We start from the raw sequence: 17392 nt of genomic DNA on the forward strand, positions 1-17392 counted from the left end.
AGCCGGTCACTCGATCCGGAGGTCGCCGCCATCGTCGCCGCCGTTCTCGTCCCACTCGAGTTCGAACTCGACGCTGAGTTCACCGGGGGCGTCGGCCGGCCCTTCACGTTCGGCCTTCACTTCGAAGGTCGGCCGTTCGGGGGGGTCCATCGTGACCGACTGGTCGCCGGCCGATAGCGAGATCGGATCGCCGGCTTCCAAGTTGTCAGCGACTGTCCGGAGGTACGACGCGATCTCGGCGCGGGCGAGCGAGCGTTCCGTCTCGAAGAGCACTTTTTCGGGCATACAACGATATAGGCCCGGGACGGGGATAAGTGTTGTAGCGCAAACAACCGCCGCCGATGAATTCACCAGACTGGACGCGTCTCGCAAGAGTTAAAGGCGAACCTCGGCTATATTTTCGATGCGGGCCGGTGGGGTAGCTTGGTATCCTTCGGCCTTCGGGTGGCCGTAACCGCGATTCGAATTCGCGCCGGCCCACTTCTCCCACAATTCAACTTCCCTGAAGAGCGGCCACAGCGACTGGGTTACTCGTCGGTGGCGGCGAACAACCAGGCTCTTCGTTTTCCCGAGCGGAGCGAGCAGACACGAATGAGGATCAGCACGTCGGCGAAGAGTGTGTGGGCAAGTCAGTCGCAGTCACCAACGTTTGATTCGGCTACGTCAGAATGAGAGGACGTGTCGAACTTGAACGTACCCACACACAGGAAAACATAACGGCAATTCAACGAAGGGAACGAAACCTGTCGCTGCTTACGTCGCGGTTAGTGTTTTCGTGATGACGACAGAGTTCGTGGGTGTGTGAATCACGCGAACCGTGATTGTCTCACGGCCAGTGATTATACAATCAGTTTGTGGGATCCGAAAGCTGATTACATCGCCTGATGCGTACTTTTGACGTTCTAATGCGCTGCCATCTGGCAGACCGGCAAACGAGTTATCAAATATATCAGCGCCCTCGTAATTCGAGTTGGAGAGTCTGCTGTCTTCGATAGGTAAATCAACGATCCGGCTACGCTTCCCGCAGGCAGCAGTCGCGTCAACGACAACTTCCGTATCAGACATCCGTATCGTGTCGCCCGCCATATGTCTAATACGAACAAACCCATTGTCGCTTCCTGATCCAGGCGGATTCGGTTCGAGTGTCCCAGTAGACTGTCCGACGATAGGGCCTGGTTGATTGGCTTCGTCGGTGAACCCGAGTACAAGTACCGAAAGTGTCGCGGCGAGTATCACCACGATAGCGACCAGTAGTATGTTCGCTATGACCGGAGAATCGGCCCGTGACCATGAACTCACGATGCTCGTTTTAACGGGGCGATGACACTAATCTGTTTGCATTATTCCAGTCGAACTTCGTAAGGAGGGCCACGGTATTTGGTTCGTCCCAACGATGGCGCAACCGTCGGAGTGACACCGTCAGTATTGAGACGACAGTCGACCGTCCCTTCTGGAGAGCCTTTCAGTCGGTCGAAACTCGACGGAGGAATTCGTGTCGCTGGTCGGATAAGCACGCCCGAACCGGGAACCCGACACCAGCGTTACATCCAGAGCAACTGGGCGTGGCGCGTGCCGTCGATCTCGAGGACATTACCCTCCTCAACGAAGCCGTGCTCGATGGCGACGCCGACGGCGGTAGTGCCCACGAGGTTGGCGGTGTCACAGCGGGCGAGGCTATCGGCGACGCGCTCCGCGCTGGCGTGCTCGCCGCCGTAGAATTCCTCGGAGACCGACAACGAGATCTCGTCCTCGGCGAAGGTCTCCCCCAACACGTCGGCGTCACATACTGCGACGAGCAGTCCCTCCTCGGTCTCGCGTTCGGTGAGCAACAGCCCGTCAGTTCCCTCCTCGGTCATCTCACTCGCGTAGCTCCTGCTGGCGCTGCTCGATCAGTTCTTCTTCGGTCTGCTGGCGCAACTCCTCGGCCTCCTCGACGAGTTCCTCGGCACGCTCGTCCTCACCCACCTGTTCGTGGGCGCGAGCCTTCTGTTCTAAGAGGTCAGCACTCCGGAATCCGAGCCGGACGGCGTTGTCGAAGGCGTCGATGGCCTCCTCGGCCAGGCCGCGTTCCAGCAGGAAGAAGCCGCGGTTGTACCACGCCTGGGCAAAGCGGGGGTCGATCTCGACGGCCCGTTCGGCGTGTTCTAAGGCCTGCTCGGACTGGCCCGATTCCCACAACGCGTACGCGAGATTCGTCTCGGCGGTCGCGGCGTGCTCGGAGTCGGCGTCGACGTCCAATGCCTCCCGGTAGGCACCGATGGCCTGGTCGTACTCTTCGAGTTCGGCGTGGGCGACACCTTTGTTCACCCAGGCCTCCTGGGCGATCCTGTCGTCGTCGGCGAAACGGGCGGCCCGTTCGAGGGACTCGGTTGCTTCCTCGAATCGCTGGATTCGCGTGTACTCGAGCCCGACGTCGAGCAGGCTCTCTGCATCGACATCGTCGTCCGCCAGATTCCGTTCGTCGAGCAGGTCGCTCACGACGCGTGAATCGACCGGGTCGACGGAGTCCTGGTCGACGGCGAGTTCGGGCGGCTCGAGATCGAAGCCCTCGTAGGGCTCGGAGAACCCTTGGCCCTCGGAGAAGCGGTGGTCCTCGGAGTCGTCAGTCATTACCATCAGTTGGCAACGCGGAAGGTTAAGGGCTGCGTCACCGGACGGGTATGTATGGGCAAACGTCTGTTCGTCAGCGTCGATCTCGACGATCTCGGCGAGGCGGTCGATACGGTCCAGGGCCGCTTGAAGGGGGCATCGGGCCTGGATTTCGTCGATCCCCATCAGGCACACGTCACGCTGAAGTTCCTCGGCGACACCGATCCGGACCGGCTGCCCGCCCTCACTGACGAGCTCGCGGCGGCAGTCGAGGATAGCGGCGTCGAACCATTCCAGGCGGAGTTCGGCGGATTGGGGGCGTTCCCGAGTACGGACTACATCAGAGTTGTCTGGCTGGGCGTCCGCGAGGGGAGCGAGCGACTGAGTCGCCTTCACGAGGCGATCGAGGACCGAACGGTCGCGATGGGCTTCGACGAAGCGGAACACGATTTCATGCCCCACGTGACGCTGGCGCGCATGAACCACGCTGGCGGCAAAGAACGCGTCCAGGAAGTGCTCCGGGAAGACGGTCCCACCGTCGGCACCCTCGACGTCGAGGCTGTCAGGCTGACCGAGAGTGTCCTGACCGACGACGGTCCCGAGTACTCGACGGTCGAAGCGTTCGAACTCTGAATTCTGATATAATCTCCCGGCCGAGCTGCGCATGTCAACACGATTTAGGCCCACTAAACGACTTAGGCCCACCAAAATAGGTAGAAATATTGATAATTGTTAAGTGGGTCACGCCCCAACAGATGGGTGATGGCACTGCTGGCCAACTTGACGTTGGTGTTCGTCGCGGGGTTCATCACGGCGCTGGCGACGGGACTGGGTGCGATCCCCTTCTTCCTCGTTGAGGACATCAGCGATCGGTGGTACGTGGCGCTGTGGGGACTGGCCTCGGGAATCATGCTTGCGGCGTCGTTGTTCGGGCTGATCTTCGAGGGACTGGCCGAGGGGACGGCTTTCGAAATTGCGGTGGGCATGGGCGCGGGCGTCCTCCTCGTGATCGCCGCCCATCACGTGTTGGACGACGTCGATATCGATCCCAAGGAGTACGCCGAGGCCGACTTCAAGAAACTCGTGCTCATTCTCGGGATCCTGACAGTCCATAGCTTTCCGGAGGGCGTCGCCGTCGGTGTCTCCTTCGCCGAGTTGGGCCTGGAAGGGGCCGACGGGCCGATGCTCTTTGGTGTGGCAGTTCCGGTCCTGGCGGTTTTCATGACGGTCGCGATCTCGATCCACAATATCCCGGAAGGCGTCGCGATTTCGATCCCGCTGCGCTCGATGGGGGTCTCCGAGTGGCGCATGGCCTGGTGGGCAGTCTTTTCGAGTCTTCCCCAGCCGATCGGCGCGGTGCTCGCGTTCGCGTTCGTCCGGTTGGCCAGGGACTTCCTGCCCTACGGCTTTGGCTTTGCCGCCGGTGCGATGATCTACCTCGTCGCGACGGAGTTCATCCCCGAGGCCCTGGAGACGGGGGCCCCACTACCAGGGGGTGGCCACCGCGAACTCGCGGGTGGTCTGGCCGCCGGGGTGACACTGATGGTTCCGCTCGCGCTGATTTGACTGGCCGAAAGCACTCGAGTACAACGGGCCATCTGTCGAAGGGGCGATGAAGAAGTGGATCAGACGCCCTCCAGCGTTCGGCTGTTCGTCGTTTGACCGCCGGCGCTGCTTGGCCGATGGCTGTCGCGATAACGTAGTCAGTGACGACGTCATCGATTCGCGTCGATTGCGGCACTGGCTGGCCCCGTTTGGGTCTGCAATTCGGGTCACCCCGTCGTCGGCGTCCCGGCGGAGGTCACCGATAACCCGCTCGTGGAGGCCCCACTCCTCGGCAGTCGGTTCCGGCGGCAACTCCGATCTGCGCGATCGGATTTCGGTGAGTACCGTCTCGGTGAGGATCGCGCCAGGGACGTCAGGGAACAAGTTCGCTAAACACGCGTTGCTCGACCTTTCGAAGGTGTTCACCGACCGTTACCGGTGCGATCCCGACAATCCCGCTGACGTCTTCGAGGAAAGCCTGTCGGGGTTCGCTGTAATACCCCAACTCGACTGCTGCTTCGAGAACTTCTTGCTGTCGAGTGGTGAGCAGTCCGGCCAGCGATGAGTTATCACTCTCGTATGTTCCCGTCTCGACAAGCTCACGTAATCGGCGTTCTCAACGTACTCGTAGAGCCTGTTGAATACGTCGTCCGTCCCCAGGTACGTCACTGTCAGTCGATCGTCAACCGCGAACCGGATTGGCGTCTCAATCACCAAAAGTGACTCGCGCTGTCGTTGCACTCCCCACCGGACAATCTCCGTCGACTCGAGTTGGCTCACAGCCAGCCAGCGGTCCGTGCCAGCGGTGAGATTCCTGTTGACGTGGGGGACCGTACAGGCGCAATCGCCAAATACGAGGGTGCACTTGCCTCTCGTATGACCGACCGGACCGCCGCAGTCACCCGCGAGACCGGCGAAACGTCGATCGAGGTCACGCTCGACCTCGACGGCGATGGCGACGCCACCGTCGAGACCGGCGTGGGTTTTCTCGATCACATGCTCGATAGCTTCGCCACCCATGGCCTGTTCGACCTCACCGTCCGCTGTGACGGCGATCTGGGGGTCGACGAACACCACACCGTCGAGGACGTCGCGATCGCCTTGGGCGAGGCCATCGACGAGGCGCTAGGTGAACGCCGCGGGATCGTCCGCTTCGCCGACCGCCGGGTCCCCTTAGACGAGGCCGTCGCCGGGATCGTGCTGGACGTCAGCGGCCGTCCCTTCTTTGCCTTCGAGGGTGAGTTCTCCCAGGCGGAGGTAGGTGAGTTCACGTCCGCTCTGGCCAGGCACTTCCTGCGGTCGCTGGCGACGAACGCAGAGCTGACGCTGCACGCCGAGGTCGCGGGGACCAACGCCCACCACGAGATCGAGGCGCTGTTCAAGGGACTGGCGCGGGCACTGGATGACGCGACGCGGATCGACGAGCGGCGAGCAGACGCCCCCTCGACGAAGGGCACGCTATGACCGACGAGTCGGCCTCCTTCGAGGCGATCATGGGGAAGTTCGAGGACAGCCCCAGCCAACAGCGGGTCATCCGCCTCCTGCTGGAACGGGGCTTCTCGGTCAACGACGAGGGCCGCGTCGTCTCGGGCGGGATCGAGATCCCCAACACCGGGATCGCCCGCGAGATCGATGTCGACCGGCGGGTCGTCGATGCGACCACCGACGCCATTCTGGCGGATCCGGAGTTGCGGCGCATCTTCCAGAATATTTCGGCGATCCCCAGCCTGATGGACCTGGCGCCGGTGCTCGATCTCGCGTCGATGACGGTCGCCGTTCGTGAGGCCGAGGAGTCCGGGATCGTCGCGACGGTCACGGACATGATCGCCAAGCGGGGCATCTCGATCCGGCAGGTAATCACCGAGGATCCCGAGTTCACGGATCAGCCGCGGCTGTATGTCATCACCGACGAGCAACTGCCGGGTGAGTTGCTCAACGAGATCCGGAACCTGCCGTTCGTTCACAAGATCGAGTTGCAGTGACGGCGGCGGCCCGGCCTTGCTCTTGAGTCCGGTGTTCTCTCAACCGGAACTGAGATTTCCATCGAGTCCCGAGCTATCTGAACCGGGATTGATATTACGTCCGGGCCAACTCCCAGTATGGACCTGGACGTGAGAGCGCTACGCCGGGGCCTCGCCGAGGCGCGTCCGTACCTCCTCTCTCATCACCTCCCGGAGCGGCGCCACCGGTGTTATCGACTCCGTCCGTTCGGCCGCCGGATCGACGTCTGTGCGCGCTGTTCGGGCGTTTATCCTGGGATCGTGCTGGGCGTTCTCGCGTTCTTTCTGGCTCCCGGCCCGTTCGCCAGCCTGCTGGCGGTGGCGCTTCTTCCGTTTCCCGCGCTGCTCGACTGGAGCCACACTGCTCTCGGGAACTACCGCGGGTACAATCCCGTTCGGACGACGACCGGCGCGTTGCTGGGATACGGGTACGGAGTGGGACTCGGTCAGTTGTTCCTCGCTGGGAACCTCCGCGTGCTCGCCGTCGGCATCGTCTACGTCGTTCTGGCGGGTACTCTTCTCGTCGTGCAACGCCGTCGGTCACTCGGGTAGTTATTTATCCTTCCTATGTGATCGCTCTCGTATCGGATGAAATACTGTATCAACTGTGGGGTCGAGATAGCCGAGCAGGCAGACGTCTGTACCGAGTGCGGCGTCGATCAATCGACCACGCTCGACGGGGCACACGGCGATCGGGGCCGTGACGAACGATATTGCGTTTCGTGTGGCGAACTGATATACAAACAGTCCGAGATCTGTCCGGAATGCGGCGTCGAACAACCGTCGATCGGTTCCGGCGACACCGATCAGGTCGCCGCCGGCATCCTCGCGATACTCCTCGGTGGGCTCGGCGTCCACAAGTTCTACCAGGGAAATACGCGCAACGGCGTCCTGTACCTCTGTTTCTTCTGGACCACGATCCCTGCCCTGCTAGGATTGGTCGAGGGTATCCTCATGCTCGTGGCCGACGAGGACGAGTACGAGGAGCAGTACGCTGATGGATCCATCCTCGGGAAATAAGGCCGGTAGGCTCGGGCCACTCGGAGAGCACGATCCGTCGGCAGTCGTGACAGCAGTTCGCGACCGATCGTCTCTCGCGTTCTCGCTCGTCGTCGGGACCTGCCCAGTTTTTCGACGTTGAGCGTCGCCGTCGTTCACCGCAGGATCGATAGAAGTAGGTAGGTGCCACTAGATCGTCCGCGTATGCAGGTAGACATCGGGAACGCACTGGCCGAGGTCGCAACGCCGGGGATCCCCCGCGACGCACTCGATCGACTCGACGATCGCGTCGGTGCCGCCCACGAGCGCATCGAGACCGGGCGGGCGAACGACGAGCATGGGTATGCGACGCTGAACCAACCCGACAACATCGACGTCGACGCCATCCAGCAGGCCGTCGAACCGTTCGACGACTGCGAGACGCTCATCAACGTCGGCATCGGCGGCAGCGCGCTGGGTGCGGCGACGATCTCTGCCGCCCTGGACAGCGACGTCGAGGCCTACTATCTCGACAACGTCGACCCGAAATGGGTGGCCGATCATATCGACGAGATTGATCTCTCAAAGACGGCACTGAACGTCGTTTCCAAGTCCGGGACGACCGCCGAGACGCTCTCGAACTTCCTGGTCGTTCGGGAGGCCATGGAGTCGGCCGGGGTCGACTGGACCGAGCGGACGTGGGTGACGACGGGGCCGAAGGGCAACCTGCGGGACCTCGCCGAGAAACACGATCTGCCGTCGCTGCGCGTTCCCGACGGCGTTCCGGGTCGCTTCTCCGTGCTCTCGACGGTGGGGCTCGCGGCCGCAGCACTGCAGGGTCACGATATCGAGGCGATCCTCGACGGTGCCCGCGACGCTGACGATGCGCTGGGGCCGTCGCTGTTCGATTCGCCGGCCTACGCCTACGGCGCGGTCAACTACGCTCTCGACCAGCGCGGAGCCGGCATCAACGTCCAGCTTCCGTACGCCGAATCGCTTGAGACCTACGCCGAGTGGTACTCACAGCTGTGGGCCGAGAGCGTCGGCAAGGACGGCGTCGGCCAGACACCCGTCCGAGCGCTCGGTGCGACCGACCAGCACTCCCAACTGCAGCTGTACCGCGCCGGGCCTCACGACAAGATGGTCACGTTCATTCGGCCCCAGGAGCGGGCGGACACGACGATCCCCGAAACGGACCTCGATGGACTGTCGTACCTGGGCGGATCGACGCTGGGCGAGTTGATCGACGCCGAGTTCGAGGCCACGGAGGCCAGCCTCGCCAACGCGGGTCTGCCCAACGTCCGCATCGAGATCGACCGCGTCGACGAGCGGGCGATCGGCGAGTTGCTCTACAGCATGGAAGCGGCGACGATCCTGGCCGGCGAACTCTACAACGTCGACGCGTTCGTCCAGCCGGCCGTCGAGTGGGGCAAGAAGGCCACCCGCGGCCTGCTGGGCGGCGGCGACTTCCAAGAGGCCGACGAAGTCCAGGAAAAGACCGAGCTGACGATCGAATAAGGCTGTTTTCAGGCGATTTCGCCCGGAGAGAGTCGCGAAACGATTCCGTCGAAGTCGTCGTCGAACGCCAGCACGTGATCGATGTCGCGTTGTTCGAGGAGCGAAATTGTCGTCGCGTCCGTGAAACTGAGCGCGTGATCGTCGTAACGGTCGAACGTTTCGATAGCTCGTTGGAACTGTGATTTGTCGACGACGAGTAGTTCGAACGGACTCGGCTGCCCGATCAGGTGGTTGCTTACCTGTTTTGTGTCGGCGTATCGACCAGTTCGTGTCCGTGTGAGCGTCACTGTCTCATCGTAGATGTGATCGGAGATGAACGGCTGCCCGTATTCGCCGGCGACAATCCGTTTCATTGCAGCACGCGCGATCTCGTGTCGGTGTGCATCCACGTCGTGGTGGGCGTACAGGACGCCGGTGTCGACGATGACGCTCATTCGTTCACTGCTTCCTGCTCGTAGAGGATCCGATCGATGTCGTCCTCGTCGATCGCCGACCCGGACGCGAACGTCCCCGAGAAGAACTGCTCAATTTCCCCCTCTGAGAGCCCCTCGAAGTCGTCGCGGAACGAGTCGATGAAGGCCTCCTTTGAGTCGAACCCGTGGCTGACGAGCCGATCGAGCAGTTCCTGCTGGGTTACCTTCCGGCCAGTTTCGAGTTTGATCTCGGCCTGTAACTGCTCGAGTTTGTCCTTCGTGTCCGTCGCGATTTTCACGGAGGTCGCCATGGACATGGGTAGTAGTTTCTACAGTGTATATGTTTCTACTACTGTCCCAGGCATCTCCCATCCATTAACTCAAATGCCCGTTGTAGTCATCTCAAGGCCCTTTATCCGGGGTTGCGAAGTGGCGGGTATGCACCGCCGAACGCTTCTCACACTCGGGGGGATCGGTCTCGCTGGCCTCGCTGGCTGTCTCGACACGACCGGAACCAGTGACGAGGTGTCGACCGAACCAACGTCCTCGACACCGACAGATACGGACACGTCCACGAGGACTGAAACGGATGCATCGACCGAGACTGACACGGACACGTCGACCGAACCCACCACGGGCGAGGGGAATGGTCGACTGTCGGTCACCGTCGAACGGCACCAGCCGGCTGTCGTCGAACTGACCAACCCCGACAGCATCGGCCTGACCGGCGGCGAAAAAACACAGTATCTCTACCTCTGGGTCGAGGTAACCGAGGGGGACCCGCCGATGCGGGAGGACCTAGCGTTTCGGCTCGCCGGCGACCGCCACGAACTCCGGCCGGCCGAGCAGCCCTTCCGGCTTTGGCGGGCGTACAATCACAGCGAGGAGCGCTACGATGCCAAACGCGGGTCTGGCTGGGTTCTCTTCGAACTCCCCGAGACCGACGACGCGAGCGACGCGGCTCTGGTTTGGCCCGGTGGTGAATGGCAACCCGATCCGGACTTGCGCACCCGACTCGCGTCGCCGTTCCCGTCCTTGTCGGTCGAGTGGTCGGTCCCCGAGACGGTCACGCCGGGCATGGAGCCGGCCATCGAGTTCACCGTCACGAACGAGGGCGAACGCGACGGCCGGTTCGTCGCGGCGTTGAACCGGACCGGCGGCGGGATCGCTTACATGCCCGTGGCGGCCATCAGGAAGTCAATCCCGGCCGGCGAGACCGTCTCTTGGACGGTGACGGACACGTACGCCGTTCGCGCACCGCCGGAGGAAGAGATGGGGGACGGCCAACCGGACATGGAGTACAAACTCCGGCAACTCGGGGGGCGGGAAACCCGGGAGGTTCGGATCGTCCTGGAGTGAGCGCCGGACGTGAGTGGCGCCGGACTGTGGCTATCGGCCGATATAACGGACGAAGAGAACGGGAACGGAGTGGAAGCTGGTGATAGTTCTGAGCGATCAGGATTTCTTTTTCGTTCCTCCCTTACGCGATCTGCTTACACTCTTTTCTATGCTCAGCTTTGCACGTTGGCGAGTTAACGTATTTTGCGGAGGAAATGGGGGTATGAATCGGACTCCGTCGTCTCAACCGAGGACGGACGTATTACGAGCCGTGCTTGATTGGGTCGGTTCACTGTCGTTCACCCGAATTATGACCGGTACGACGCCATCGATCTCGTCACGTTTTGCCTGCAACTGGTCGCAGTCTGGCGATTCATTTCCTCTAACTAACGTGCAAAGCTAAGTGACTGTGAAAGTCACTCGAATTCCTGTATTCGTTTGGTGGGATGCCAGGGCTTCAGGCCTCGTCGCCACATGAGAACAATCTTGACGAGAACCCATCCGCCACCGCCAATCGTGAACGCATACGCAAGCCTTGGACTCCCTGCCTGATAGACGACGTAAACGAAATAGGCCCCTATAATTACCGCGCTGAGTTTACCGAGGAACCATGCTGATTTAGCCCCTCGCTGATACGGGGTGTTTCGGAAGTCGTCGGCTCTAACCCGTTCGATTGGAAACCACGGCTTTCGTCCGTTCCGCCAATCATCAATGACTTGTCCGAGAGCGTATCCGCCGCCACCGAATAATATACCCAATGCGATTGTTTTTTTGCCAGATTTATAAAGTGCACCCACAAGAACTAGACCGAACAGTACCTTCGCGAGTTTGGCTGAGACAGTGATGAGTATAATTGATTTCCGGTTCTTAGACAATGAAACAATATTCATTTATGGTGGTTCGACTGTCCAACTCTGTTAGTCATTCGGTCATTTCACAAAAGCCTGCACCTGCACAAATTGCCGTTGTTCCAGCCGCACATGATAGTGTACCAGCATTTGCAACGATATATGTACAGAACGCAGCAACCGCCCCACCAGCCCATGGGCTGAATACCCCCGATGAGATCGCTGCACTCGCACAGCTGGACAGAGATAGAGAAGCTGCACCCGCACAAGCGATGCCCACAATGGAAGAGCAACCATAACAAGAGAGGTCTGGCATTGCAATAGTGACTTCATCTTTCTGCTGGCTATTCTCAATCGATGAGTCAACAACGGTATCTATCGTTCCCATGCCGTTTTCTGTTTTACCATACGCCTTCATGTCGACTGTTGTCTCACGGGACTGAGCCGATACCCCTTCGGACTTAGGCTCCCGAGTAATACCCAGAGCGCAAACTGGCTTCCGTTTATTCCCATGCTCTGCCGTCATGGCCAGTAATACACCCCCGTTGTTCGGACTTATGCGCGTTTCGGTCGGCTCAAATGGAATATGAACTATTGCAGGATGGCGCTTATTTACTTTCTTTTTGTCGTGATTAGCTCGATAGATGCGAAATAATCTGCTTCGAAATCGATTTCGAGTTCAGTATCGTCATCAACTTTATCAACTAGCTCATTGAATTTCTTATCTTCACTCACGGCTCGCAAATCATTTTTCGCTTCTGATTTGGATTTAACATCATAGTCAACCACTGTGATATCTCTATATTTCTTTGGAACTCGTTTCTTCCTTTTTCCTGACCCACGTCCTTTCTTCATATTTGGTTTCCCGGCAACCAGACCAGTGGTGCCAAGAATAGCTGTGCCTGTACTGATTGACTTCAACACGGATCGCCGCGATGGGTTCGAATCAGCCATACTTCGATCTAAACCCCGTTTCAATAGCATATATTATTTACTATTTCAGAATTAATTTACTAGATGGTATGAAGTGTGCTAATACTGTAGTCCCATCCTCTCAGATAGTCTCTTTCTCTCAAATTTCATGCTCCTCTATCTAATTTTCATTGTATTTATTATAATAATAGAACTGGTTCACCGATATATTCGACCAGCTTTCTGATAAGTTCCTGAGATTTCAATAGTATGATGAGGACAACGATGACGCTGATATTTCCTCTCGTAAGAGAGACAAAGATATAGCTCATTGTTGCTCACTTGTAGGAACTCCTTCGCAGCTGCCTGTTTTTCCGGCGAATAGCATTATCACCAACATTAGCGAACGAATGAAAAACATCTCCGTGAGATAGTCGGAAAGGTGTAATTTCGAATTGGAACCTCGTTGCGAATCGTAGTAGGTTTGTCCGTCGCCCGTTTTCACTCACTACAATGAAGCATGTCATGCCGGTTGGTTGCCAATGTGAGCGGACATCCAATACATAGGGCGGCACTGACGACTGCGCAGCTTCCGGGACCCGACCTGCAGAAATCACCAGAGAGGACGACGATGACTGAAACTGAACCTCCTGCCCCGGAACGACCGGATATCGCAGTTGGTATATCCGTCAGCCCCGGAGATGGACACAGAAAATGGTTCACGCGAGCGTCATCGGCTGTGGACACATGGGCGGGGCGATCGTCCGCGGACTCGCCGACAGCGAGCACCGGGTGACCGCCTGCGACATCGAGACATCGGTGCTGGAGGATATCTCCGGGATTGCCGACGAAACGACGACCGATCCGGAACGGGCCGCCGAAGCGCCGATCGTCGTGCTGGCGGTCGGACCGGACGCCGTCGGTGATGTCCTGGCCGATCTGGATCTCTCGGCCGATCAGACTGTCGTCTCTGTGGCGGCGGGGATCTCGATCGACTATCTCGACGCCAGAACCGAGGCCGCGGTCGTTCGGATGATGCCCAACCTGGCGGCCGAGTACGGAGAGATGGCGGCGGCCGTCGCCCCCGAACCCGACGCGGCGGTCGCGGCCCTGCTTTCGTCTCTCGGGACGGTCGTCACCATCGAAGAGGACCACATGGATCTGGCGACGGCAATCAACGGCAGCGGGCCGGCCTTCGTCTTCTATCTGATCGGCGCGATGGCCGAGGCCGGCGTCGAAGGTGGACTTGACCCCGAGAGTGCCCAGACCCTCGCCGCCCAAACCTTCAAGGGGGCGGCCGAGACTGTCCTCCAGAGCGACGAGAGCGTCGAGGCACTGATCGACGCCGTCGCCACGGAGGGCGGGACGACGATCGAGGGCATGGACGTGCTGTGGGACAGTGACGTCGAGACCGTCCTCGGCGAGACGGTGGCCGCCACCGAGACGCGTTCGGCGGAAATTTCCGCGGAGGTCGGCGATGAGTGATAGCGAGATATTTTCGAATGAGATAGTCCAAATGAGCCGAATATATAATTCAGGTATAGAGAAATGGTTGAGGCCGGAACTCCAGAACTACAATGGTAGTACTGCTAGAGTTATTGTATCGAACCTTTGTTTACGTGACTATTTATAGCATTAAAATACATATATGGGTATGATATTGTTCCGGCCATAGGATAAATTGAATCACTCCGAAAAGAAGAAGTATTAGAAAGGAATGTATACGATGTGAAACTAACTATGTTATCACGCCGGTCCCTGCTCACAGTGTGCGCAGGTGTTATCACAACAGGGTGTCTTAGTAATGAACAATCGATTTCAGAAATCACTTTGAATTCGGTTATTGTACGAAATCTTGACGACACGGCGCATACTCTTCAGAGTGAAATTGAACGTGATGGTGAATTAATTGTTAATAAAAGTATTGAAGTTTCGGCTCGAAGTGATGGGCGTAGATCGCTTGCTGTTCTTGGAGAGGTGTTTTCGAAGACGCCAGCAGAGTACCATATTTTCGCCACCCTCAAAGAGTCTGATACAGAGATATACACGGAATTAGGGACTGTTCAAGAGTCAAATTGTATTAATGCTGAGGTCCGTATTACAACCGAGGAGTCCCTAGAAGTATGGATGGGCAGTAGTTCCGCGTGTGGAAAAATAAAAACTCTGGCTAATCAATCTGAAAGTTCAACCAGATCAAGAACTTGAAATTCAGGAGGTTTAATTATAATATCTTCCACATCGATTTCATCAGCAGATATCAAATATTCTCTATTAGACGTGTCATATTTGTTCGCAACCTTTGGACTGGGCTTGAAATCAAAACCATAATCTATAGCTTCGGCAGTGCTTGAGGGGACTGGATCATCTTTTGTTTGTATCAATGCGCTACCGCGGAGGCCAACTGGACTTTCAGCTTCAAGCTTATACGTGAGGTAAGTTTTTGTATCAACCTCAATATCAACGAGTGCACCGGGTTTTGCACGAGCTTCAAACTCAATGAAGTGATCTGTTGCTGGGGTGTGTTCGTAATCGATTGCTCCAAGTGAATCCAGTTCCCAGTGGAAGTCATCTTTGGCACCGCGATCTATGGAAAGATCATCAAGAAGTGAATTGAGTGTTTGAATGGTTCCTAGTCCGGGAGTTTCACTAAGAAGAGTCTCAAAAGCGCTCTCCGCACGATCTTGTTGAGAGAGGTCCTCACCTTCTGCGGGAGAAGCAGCAATCTTACCGTCATTTTGTTCTTCTCCGGGAACCCATCGGCTTGTGCCACTTGACCAATCATGGAAATTAATACCATGGCCGGTTAGATAGGGGTAGTAGTCTCCATCTTCCTTTGATTGTCCGCTACTATACGCGACAGACTCGCCACGGCCGGTAATTCGGAAAATATGCCCCCATTTATCTGTTCCAGTGGGACTGGGGCGTGGGGTCATCCCATAGTATTCGAAGGTCCCTCGGTGGTTGATCCAAACACTTTGTCCATACGCACAATAATCTGGACTGCATGTGGTAAATTCACTATTCTCAGTCTTTTGCTGGTCAGGGTCTGTATCTGCGTTAAGACTAACTTTCGGAAGAGAAGTTGCTGCAACAGAGTGTCCTAATCCGATTGTGGATAAGGCAACTGATCCAGTTTTAATGAATGATCGACGAGATCTGCTTTGGTTTGGTGATTGTACTTCTCTGCTAGATTCGTTGTTTCGATCCATCGCAATAGTGGCTACAATGGAAATGTAGTTTACATTATCTGTTGACTAGTAACGGAATGAAATCGTATCACTCAGAGAACGATTGGCTACTCATTAAATGAAATCTTGTTCCAATCTGGGTTTAAGATAGATTTCATTAGGACGTAATAAATGTATAGATTATTTATTGCATACAATACCCATTAGAACAAGTTTCCGAAATTTGTCACTGGAATCTTACACGCACGTCATTGTCAAGCGTATACTTGCTCGTCAGGTAGTGTTCAGATAAGCTGGTTCCATGCGAACGCGAATGATTTGAGCCAGTCATCAGCTGTTTCTGCAGCGGCGTGACTGAAACAGTTTGAAAACGAAGACGTTCTGCGTTTTACCTCACGAAAGATACGTTCGACACTGTTCCGATTTCCGCTGCGTTCGTATCTGAAATCGAGGCCATGACGATTACACGCGTCTTTCAACGAGTGCGATCCATCGATGAGAAACACCGCGTCGTCAACGTCGTGTTTCTCACGTAGCTCATGAAAGAATGCGTGAGCGATGACCGAATTTGTCGTCGGCTCAAGCTTTGTATGGAGTAATTCGTTTGTTTCAGGATCGACGACAGCGTACAGCCAGTATCGCTCGTCATCGAGTCGGATCACGGTTTCGTCAACCGCAATCTAATCCGGGCTTCGTCCAGTTTCAGGCTGTAGATCGGCTTTGTGAACCCAATTATGCACGGTTGACCGAGCGCGTTGGACACCAAATACCTCAAGAATAACTGCTCAAATCATACAGTTACGTTCCGAAATTATGTAGTACCGCTCTTCCAAAAGAGCATATTGATACTGCCGTCGCACTCTAACGTAAGATCATAAATAGGGATCTAAACGGCTTTTTGCCCCGATCAATAACCGGCCGTCACAAACTAAATCGCGGGAATGCGCACTATCAACAATGTGCTACGCAAGAACGCTAGAGTAGTCTTAGTGTTCAATTTCCTTTCTTAGAAATGGAGGATATTTATGTCTTCATATAGTGCTTATCAAGTATAATGTGTGGTCGAAGTCTTATTCAGGTGGTGGACAAGCGGATCAATATTTTGCAAGTTGTTTGCGAAGAATATCCAACCAAGCGGGACTTAACTAATGCTGTTTCAGACTCCCGAGCGACGGTTGATCGTGCAATCCGTGAACTAGAAGAGTTTAATCTTGTTTGCCGGGAAAATGGTTCTTGTAGACCAACATATACAGGGATATTAGCTCGGAACCTGTATATGGATTTTGCGAATGCATTTTCGATACTCGAAAATACAAATGACGTGGTTTCATCACTCTCGTTAGATGAAAACCTTGTTAAGGATATTTTTCATGGAGGGTCTATATTCCGACCGTCCAATTTCGCACCGTATGAAATAATTGATCCAATCTCTGAAGATCTTAAAGTGAGTAACGAACTAGTCCTGGTGTCCCCTGTCTATATACCCTCATATTTTAATCAAGTACTTTCCCAAGGTGCAGAAAATAGCTCAAATGTTGATTTAATAATCAATAGTAGAATAGTAGATATATTGATGGATAGCGAAAGTGTAGTTGAAAAATATTTATACAATGGTAACAAAATCTTCAAGAAAAACAAAACCCCGAATTACGGCATTTTAAATATCGACAAAGACATTGTATATGTATTACTATTCACTACTGAGGGATATCTTTCTTCTATAATCCGGAATACAACTCAAAGTGCAGTTCAATGGTCGATGTCTAGAATATCTAAAATCAAAGAGGAGAGTTCAAATTTCACAGCTAGCAAGTAAATTCCACTTAATTACCGCACAATTTAGTTGAGTATTTCTTTGCGGGACTGATCCTTATCCGTTTAATATGTTTTTTGAATATTATATTTACCGTTCTCCAGTCGGTCAGTACGTTTCGTGGATAAATCATGATAGGCCCCTCACTACTTAATTTCTTATTAATAGTAATATTGCTATATTATACTATATTCTGCACTTAACAAGGATATCGCGATATCATTACTCACCACCCATATAAGATATATAT

Annotated in this window: 21 protein-coding genes, 1 tRNA gene and 1 pseudogene; 11 read left to right on the forward strand and 12 right to left on the reverse strand. The window is 55.9% G+C overall.

The window, feature by feature from the left end; all coding sequences use genetic code 11:
• Positions 1-6 precede the first annotated feature (6 nt).
• Positions 7-285 (reverse strand): amphi-Trp domain-containing protein, encoded by a 279-nt coding sequence (locus tag BN2694_RS07890; protein WP_135663893.1) that lies wholly within the window; start codon positions 283-285, stop codon positions 7-9.
• A 122-nt stretch (positions 286-407) separates the two neighbouring features.
• Here BN2694_RS07890 and BN2694_RS07895 point away from each other — a divergent pair.
• Positions 408-480, forward strand: a tRNA-Pro gene (locus BN2694_RS07895).
• Between the two features lie 273 nt (positions 481-753).
• On the opposite strand, the gene BN2694_RS07900 is transcribed toward BN2694_RS07895, so the two are convergent.
• The 3 genes from BN2694_RS07900 to BN2694_RS07910 all read right to left on the reverse strand — a co-directional run bounded on the left by BN2694_RS07900 (position 754) and on the right by BN2694_RS07910 (position 2610).
• On the reverse strand, positions 754-1299 hold the full coding sequence (locus BN2694_RS07900; RefSeq protein ID WP_244605386.1) for a type IV pilin: 546 nt from the start codon (positions 1297-1299) through the stop codon (positions 754-756).
• A gap of 242 nt (positions 1300-1541) precedes the next feature.
• Positions 1542-1832, reverse strand: a complete 291-nt coding sequence (locus BN2694_RS07905; RefSeq protein WP_135665509.1) for a DUF424 domain-containing protein — start codon at positions 1830-1832, stop codon at positions 1542-1544.
• A 25-nt stretch (positions 1833-1857) separates the two neighbouring features.
• Positions 1858-2610, reverse strand: a complete 753-nt coding sequence (locus tag BN2694_RS07910) for a tetratricopeptide repeat protein (protein WP_135663894.1) — start codon at positions 2608-2610, stop codon at positions 1858-1860.
• Positions 2611-2664: 54 nt separating this feature from the next.
• Between BN2694_RS07910 and thpR the strand changes: the two genes are divergently transcribed.
• A complete protein-coding gene (thpR, locus tag BN2694_RS07915) occupies positions 2665-3222 on the forward strand; it encodes an RNA 2',3'-cyclic phosphodiesterase (protein ID WP_135663895.1) in 558 nt (185 codons plus the stop codon).
• A gap of 129 nt (positions 3223-3351) precedes the next feature.
• Positions 3352-4155, forward strand: a complete 804-nt coding sequence (locus BN2694_RS07920) for a ZIP family metal transporter (protein WP_135663896.1) — start codon at positions 3352-3354, stop codon at positions 4153-4155.
• Positions 4156-4507: 352 nt separating this feature from the next.
• On the opposite strand, the gene BN2694_RS17665 is transcribed toward BN2694_RS07920, so the two are convergent.
• A complete protein-coding gene (locus BN2694_RS17665) occupies positions 4508-4639 on the reverse strand; it encodes a helix-turn-helix domain-containing protein (RefSeq protein ID WP_244605387.1) in 132 nt (43 codons plus the stop codon).
• A 371-nt stretch (positions 4640-5010) separates the two neighbouring features.
• On the opposite strand from BN2694_RS17665, the gene hisB reads away from it, so the two are divergent.
• The 5 genes from hisB (at position 5011) to BN2694_RS07950 (ending at position 8630) form a co-directional block, all read left to right on the forward strand.
• The gene (hisB, locus tag BN2694_RS07930; protein ID WP_135663897.1) at positions 5011-5598 is read left to right on the forward strand and encodes an imidazoleglycerol-phosphate dehydratase HisB; all 588 of its coding nucleotides are present in this window, start codon (positions 5011-5013) and stop codon (positions 5596-5598) included.
• A complete protein-coding gene (locus BN2694_RS07935; RefSeq protein ID WP_135663898.1) occupies positions 5595-6116 on the forward strand; it encodes an amino acid-binding protein in 522 nt (173 codons plus the stop codon). Before hisB ends, BN2694_RS07935 begins: the two co-directional genes overlap by 4 nt.
• A gap of 117 nt (positions 6117-6233) precedes the next feature.
• Positions 6234-6686, forward strand: a complete 453-nt coding sequence (locus BN2694_RS07940) for a DUF2085 domain-containing protein (RefSeq protein WP_135663899.1) — start codon at positions 6234-6236, stop codon at positions 6684-6686.
• A 36-nt stretch (positions 6687-6722) separates the two neighbouring features.
• The gene (locus BN2694_RS07945; RefSeq protein ID WP_135663900.1) at positions 6723-7154 is read left to right on the forward strand and encodes a TM2 domain-containing protein; all 432 of its coding nucleotides are present in this window, start codon (positions 6723-6725) and stop codon (positions 7152-7154) included.
• Between the two features lie 183 nt (positions 7155-7337).
• Entirely contained in the window at positions 7338-8630 is a 1293-nt protein-coding gene (locus tag BN2694_RS07950; RefSeq protein WP_135663901.1) for a glucose-6-phosphate isomerase, read from the forward strand.
• A gap of 8 nt (positions 8631-8638) precedes the next feature.
• Here the strand turns inward: BN2694_RS07950 and BN2694_RS07955 are convergent, their stop codons facing one another.
• Both BN2694_RS07955 and BN2694_RS07960 read right to left on the reverse strand, forming a co-directional pair.
• Positions 8639-9064, reverse strand: a complete 426-nt coding sequence (locus BN2694_RS07955; RefSeq protein WP_135663902.1) for a type II toxin-antitoxin system VapC family toxin — start codon at positions 9062-9064, stop codon at positions 8639-8641.
• Positions 9061-9354 carry a hypothetical protein gene (locus BN2694_RS07960; RefSeq protein WP_135663903.1) on the reverse strand — a complete coding sequence of 98 codons (294 nt, stop codon included), beginning with the start codon at positions 9352-9354 and terminating at the stop codon, positions 9061-9063. Before BN2694_RS07960 ends, BN2694_RS07955 begins: the two co-directional genes overlap by 4 nt.
• A 127-nt stretch (positions 9355-9481) precedes the next feature.
• On the opposite strand from BN2694_RS07960, the gene BN2694_RS07965 reads away from it, so the two are divergent.
• Positions 9482-10402 carry a hypothetical protein gene (locus tag BN2694_RS07965; RefSeq protein WP_135663904.1) on the forward strand — a complete coding sequence of 307 codons (921 nt, stop codon included), beginning with the start codon at positions 9482-9484 and terminating at the stop codon, positions 10400-10402.
• Positions 10403-10797: 395 nt separating this feature from the next.
• Here BN2694_RS07965 and BN2694_RS07970 read toward each other — a convergent pair whose 3' ends face one another.
• The 3 genes from BN2694_RS07970 to BN2694_RS07980 all read right to left on the reverse strand — a co-directional run bounded on the left by BN2694_RS07970 (position 10798) and on the right by BN2694_RS07980 (position 12183).
• Positions 10798-11271 (reverse strand): hypothetical protein, encoded by a 474-nt coding sequence (locus BN2694_RS07970; protein WP_135663905.1) that lies wholly within the window; start codon positions 11269-11271, stop codon positions 10798-10800.
• A 31-nt stretch (positions 11272-11302) separates the two neighbouring features.
• A complete protein-coding gene (locus tag BN2694_RS07975) occupies positions 11303-11647 on the reverse strand; it encodes a halocin C8-like domain-containing protein (RefSeq protein WP_135663906.1) in 345 nt (114 codons plus the stop codon).
• A 194-nt stretch (positions 11648-11841) separates the two neighbouring features.
• On the reverse strand, positions 11842-12183 hold the full coding sequence (locus tag BN2694_RS07980; protein WP_135663907.1) for a hypothetical protein: 342 nt from the start codon (positions 12181-12183) through the stop codon (positions 11842-11844).
• A 672-nt stretch (positions 12184-12855) separates the two neighbouring features.
• Between BN2694_RS07980 and proC the strand changes: the two genes are divergently transcribed.
• Positions 12856-13626 (forward strand): pyrroline-5-carboxylate reductase, encoded by a 771-nt coding sequence (gene proC, locus BN2694_RS07985; RefSeq protein WP_135663908.1) that lies wholly within the window; start codon positions 12856-12858, stop codon positions 13624-13626.
• A gap of 686 nt (positions 13627-14312) precedes the next feature.
• Here proC and BN2694_RS07990 read toward each other — a convergent pair.
• Positions 14313-15350: a hypothetical protein gene (locus BN2694_RS07990; RefSeq protein WP_135663909.1), complete on the reverse strand. Its 1038-nt coding sequence runs from the start codon at positions 15348-15350 to the stop codon at positions 14313-14315.
• Positions 15351-15613: 263 nt separating this feature from the next.
• Positions 15614-16108: pseudogene (locus BN2694_RS07995) on the reverse strand (IS6 family transposase); the annotation flags it as partial.
• Between the two features lie 275 nt (positions 16109-16383).
• Here BN2694_RS07995 and BN2694_RS08000 point away from each other — a divergent pair.
• A complete protein-coding gene (locus tag BN2694_RS08000; protein WP_167879985.1) occupies positions 16384-17145 on the forward strand; it encodes a transcriptional regulator FilR1 domain-containing protein in 762 nt (253 codons plus the stop codon).
• Positions 17146-17392 lie beyond the last annotated feature (247 nt).

Source organism: Halorhabdus rudnickae (genome assembly GCF_900880625.1).
In the GTDB taxonomy this organism is placed as follows: domain Archaea; phylum Halobacteriota; class Halobacteria; order Halobacteriales; family Haloarculaceae; genus Halorhabdus; species Halorhabdus rudnickae.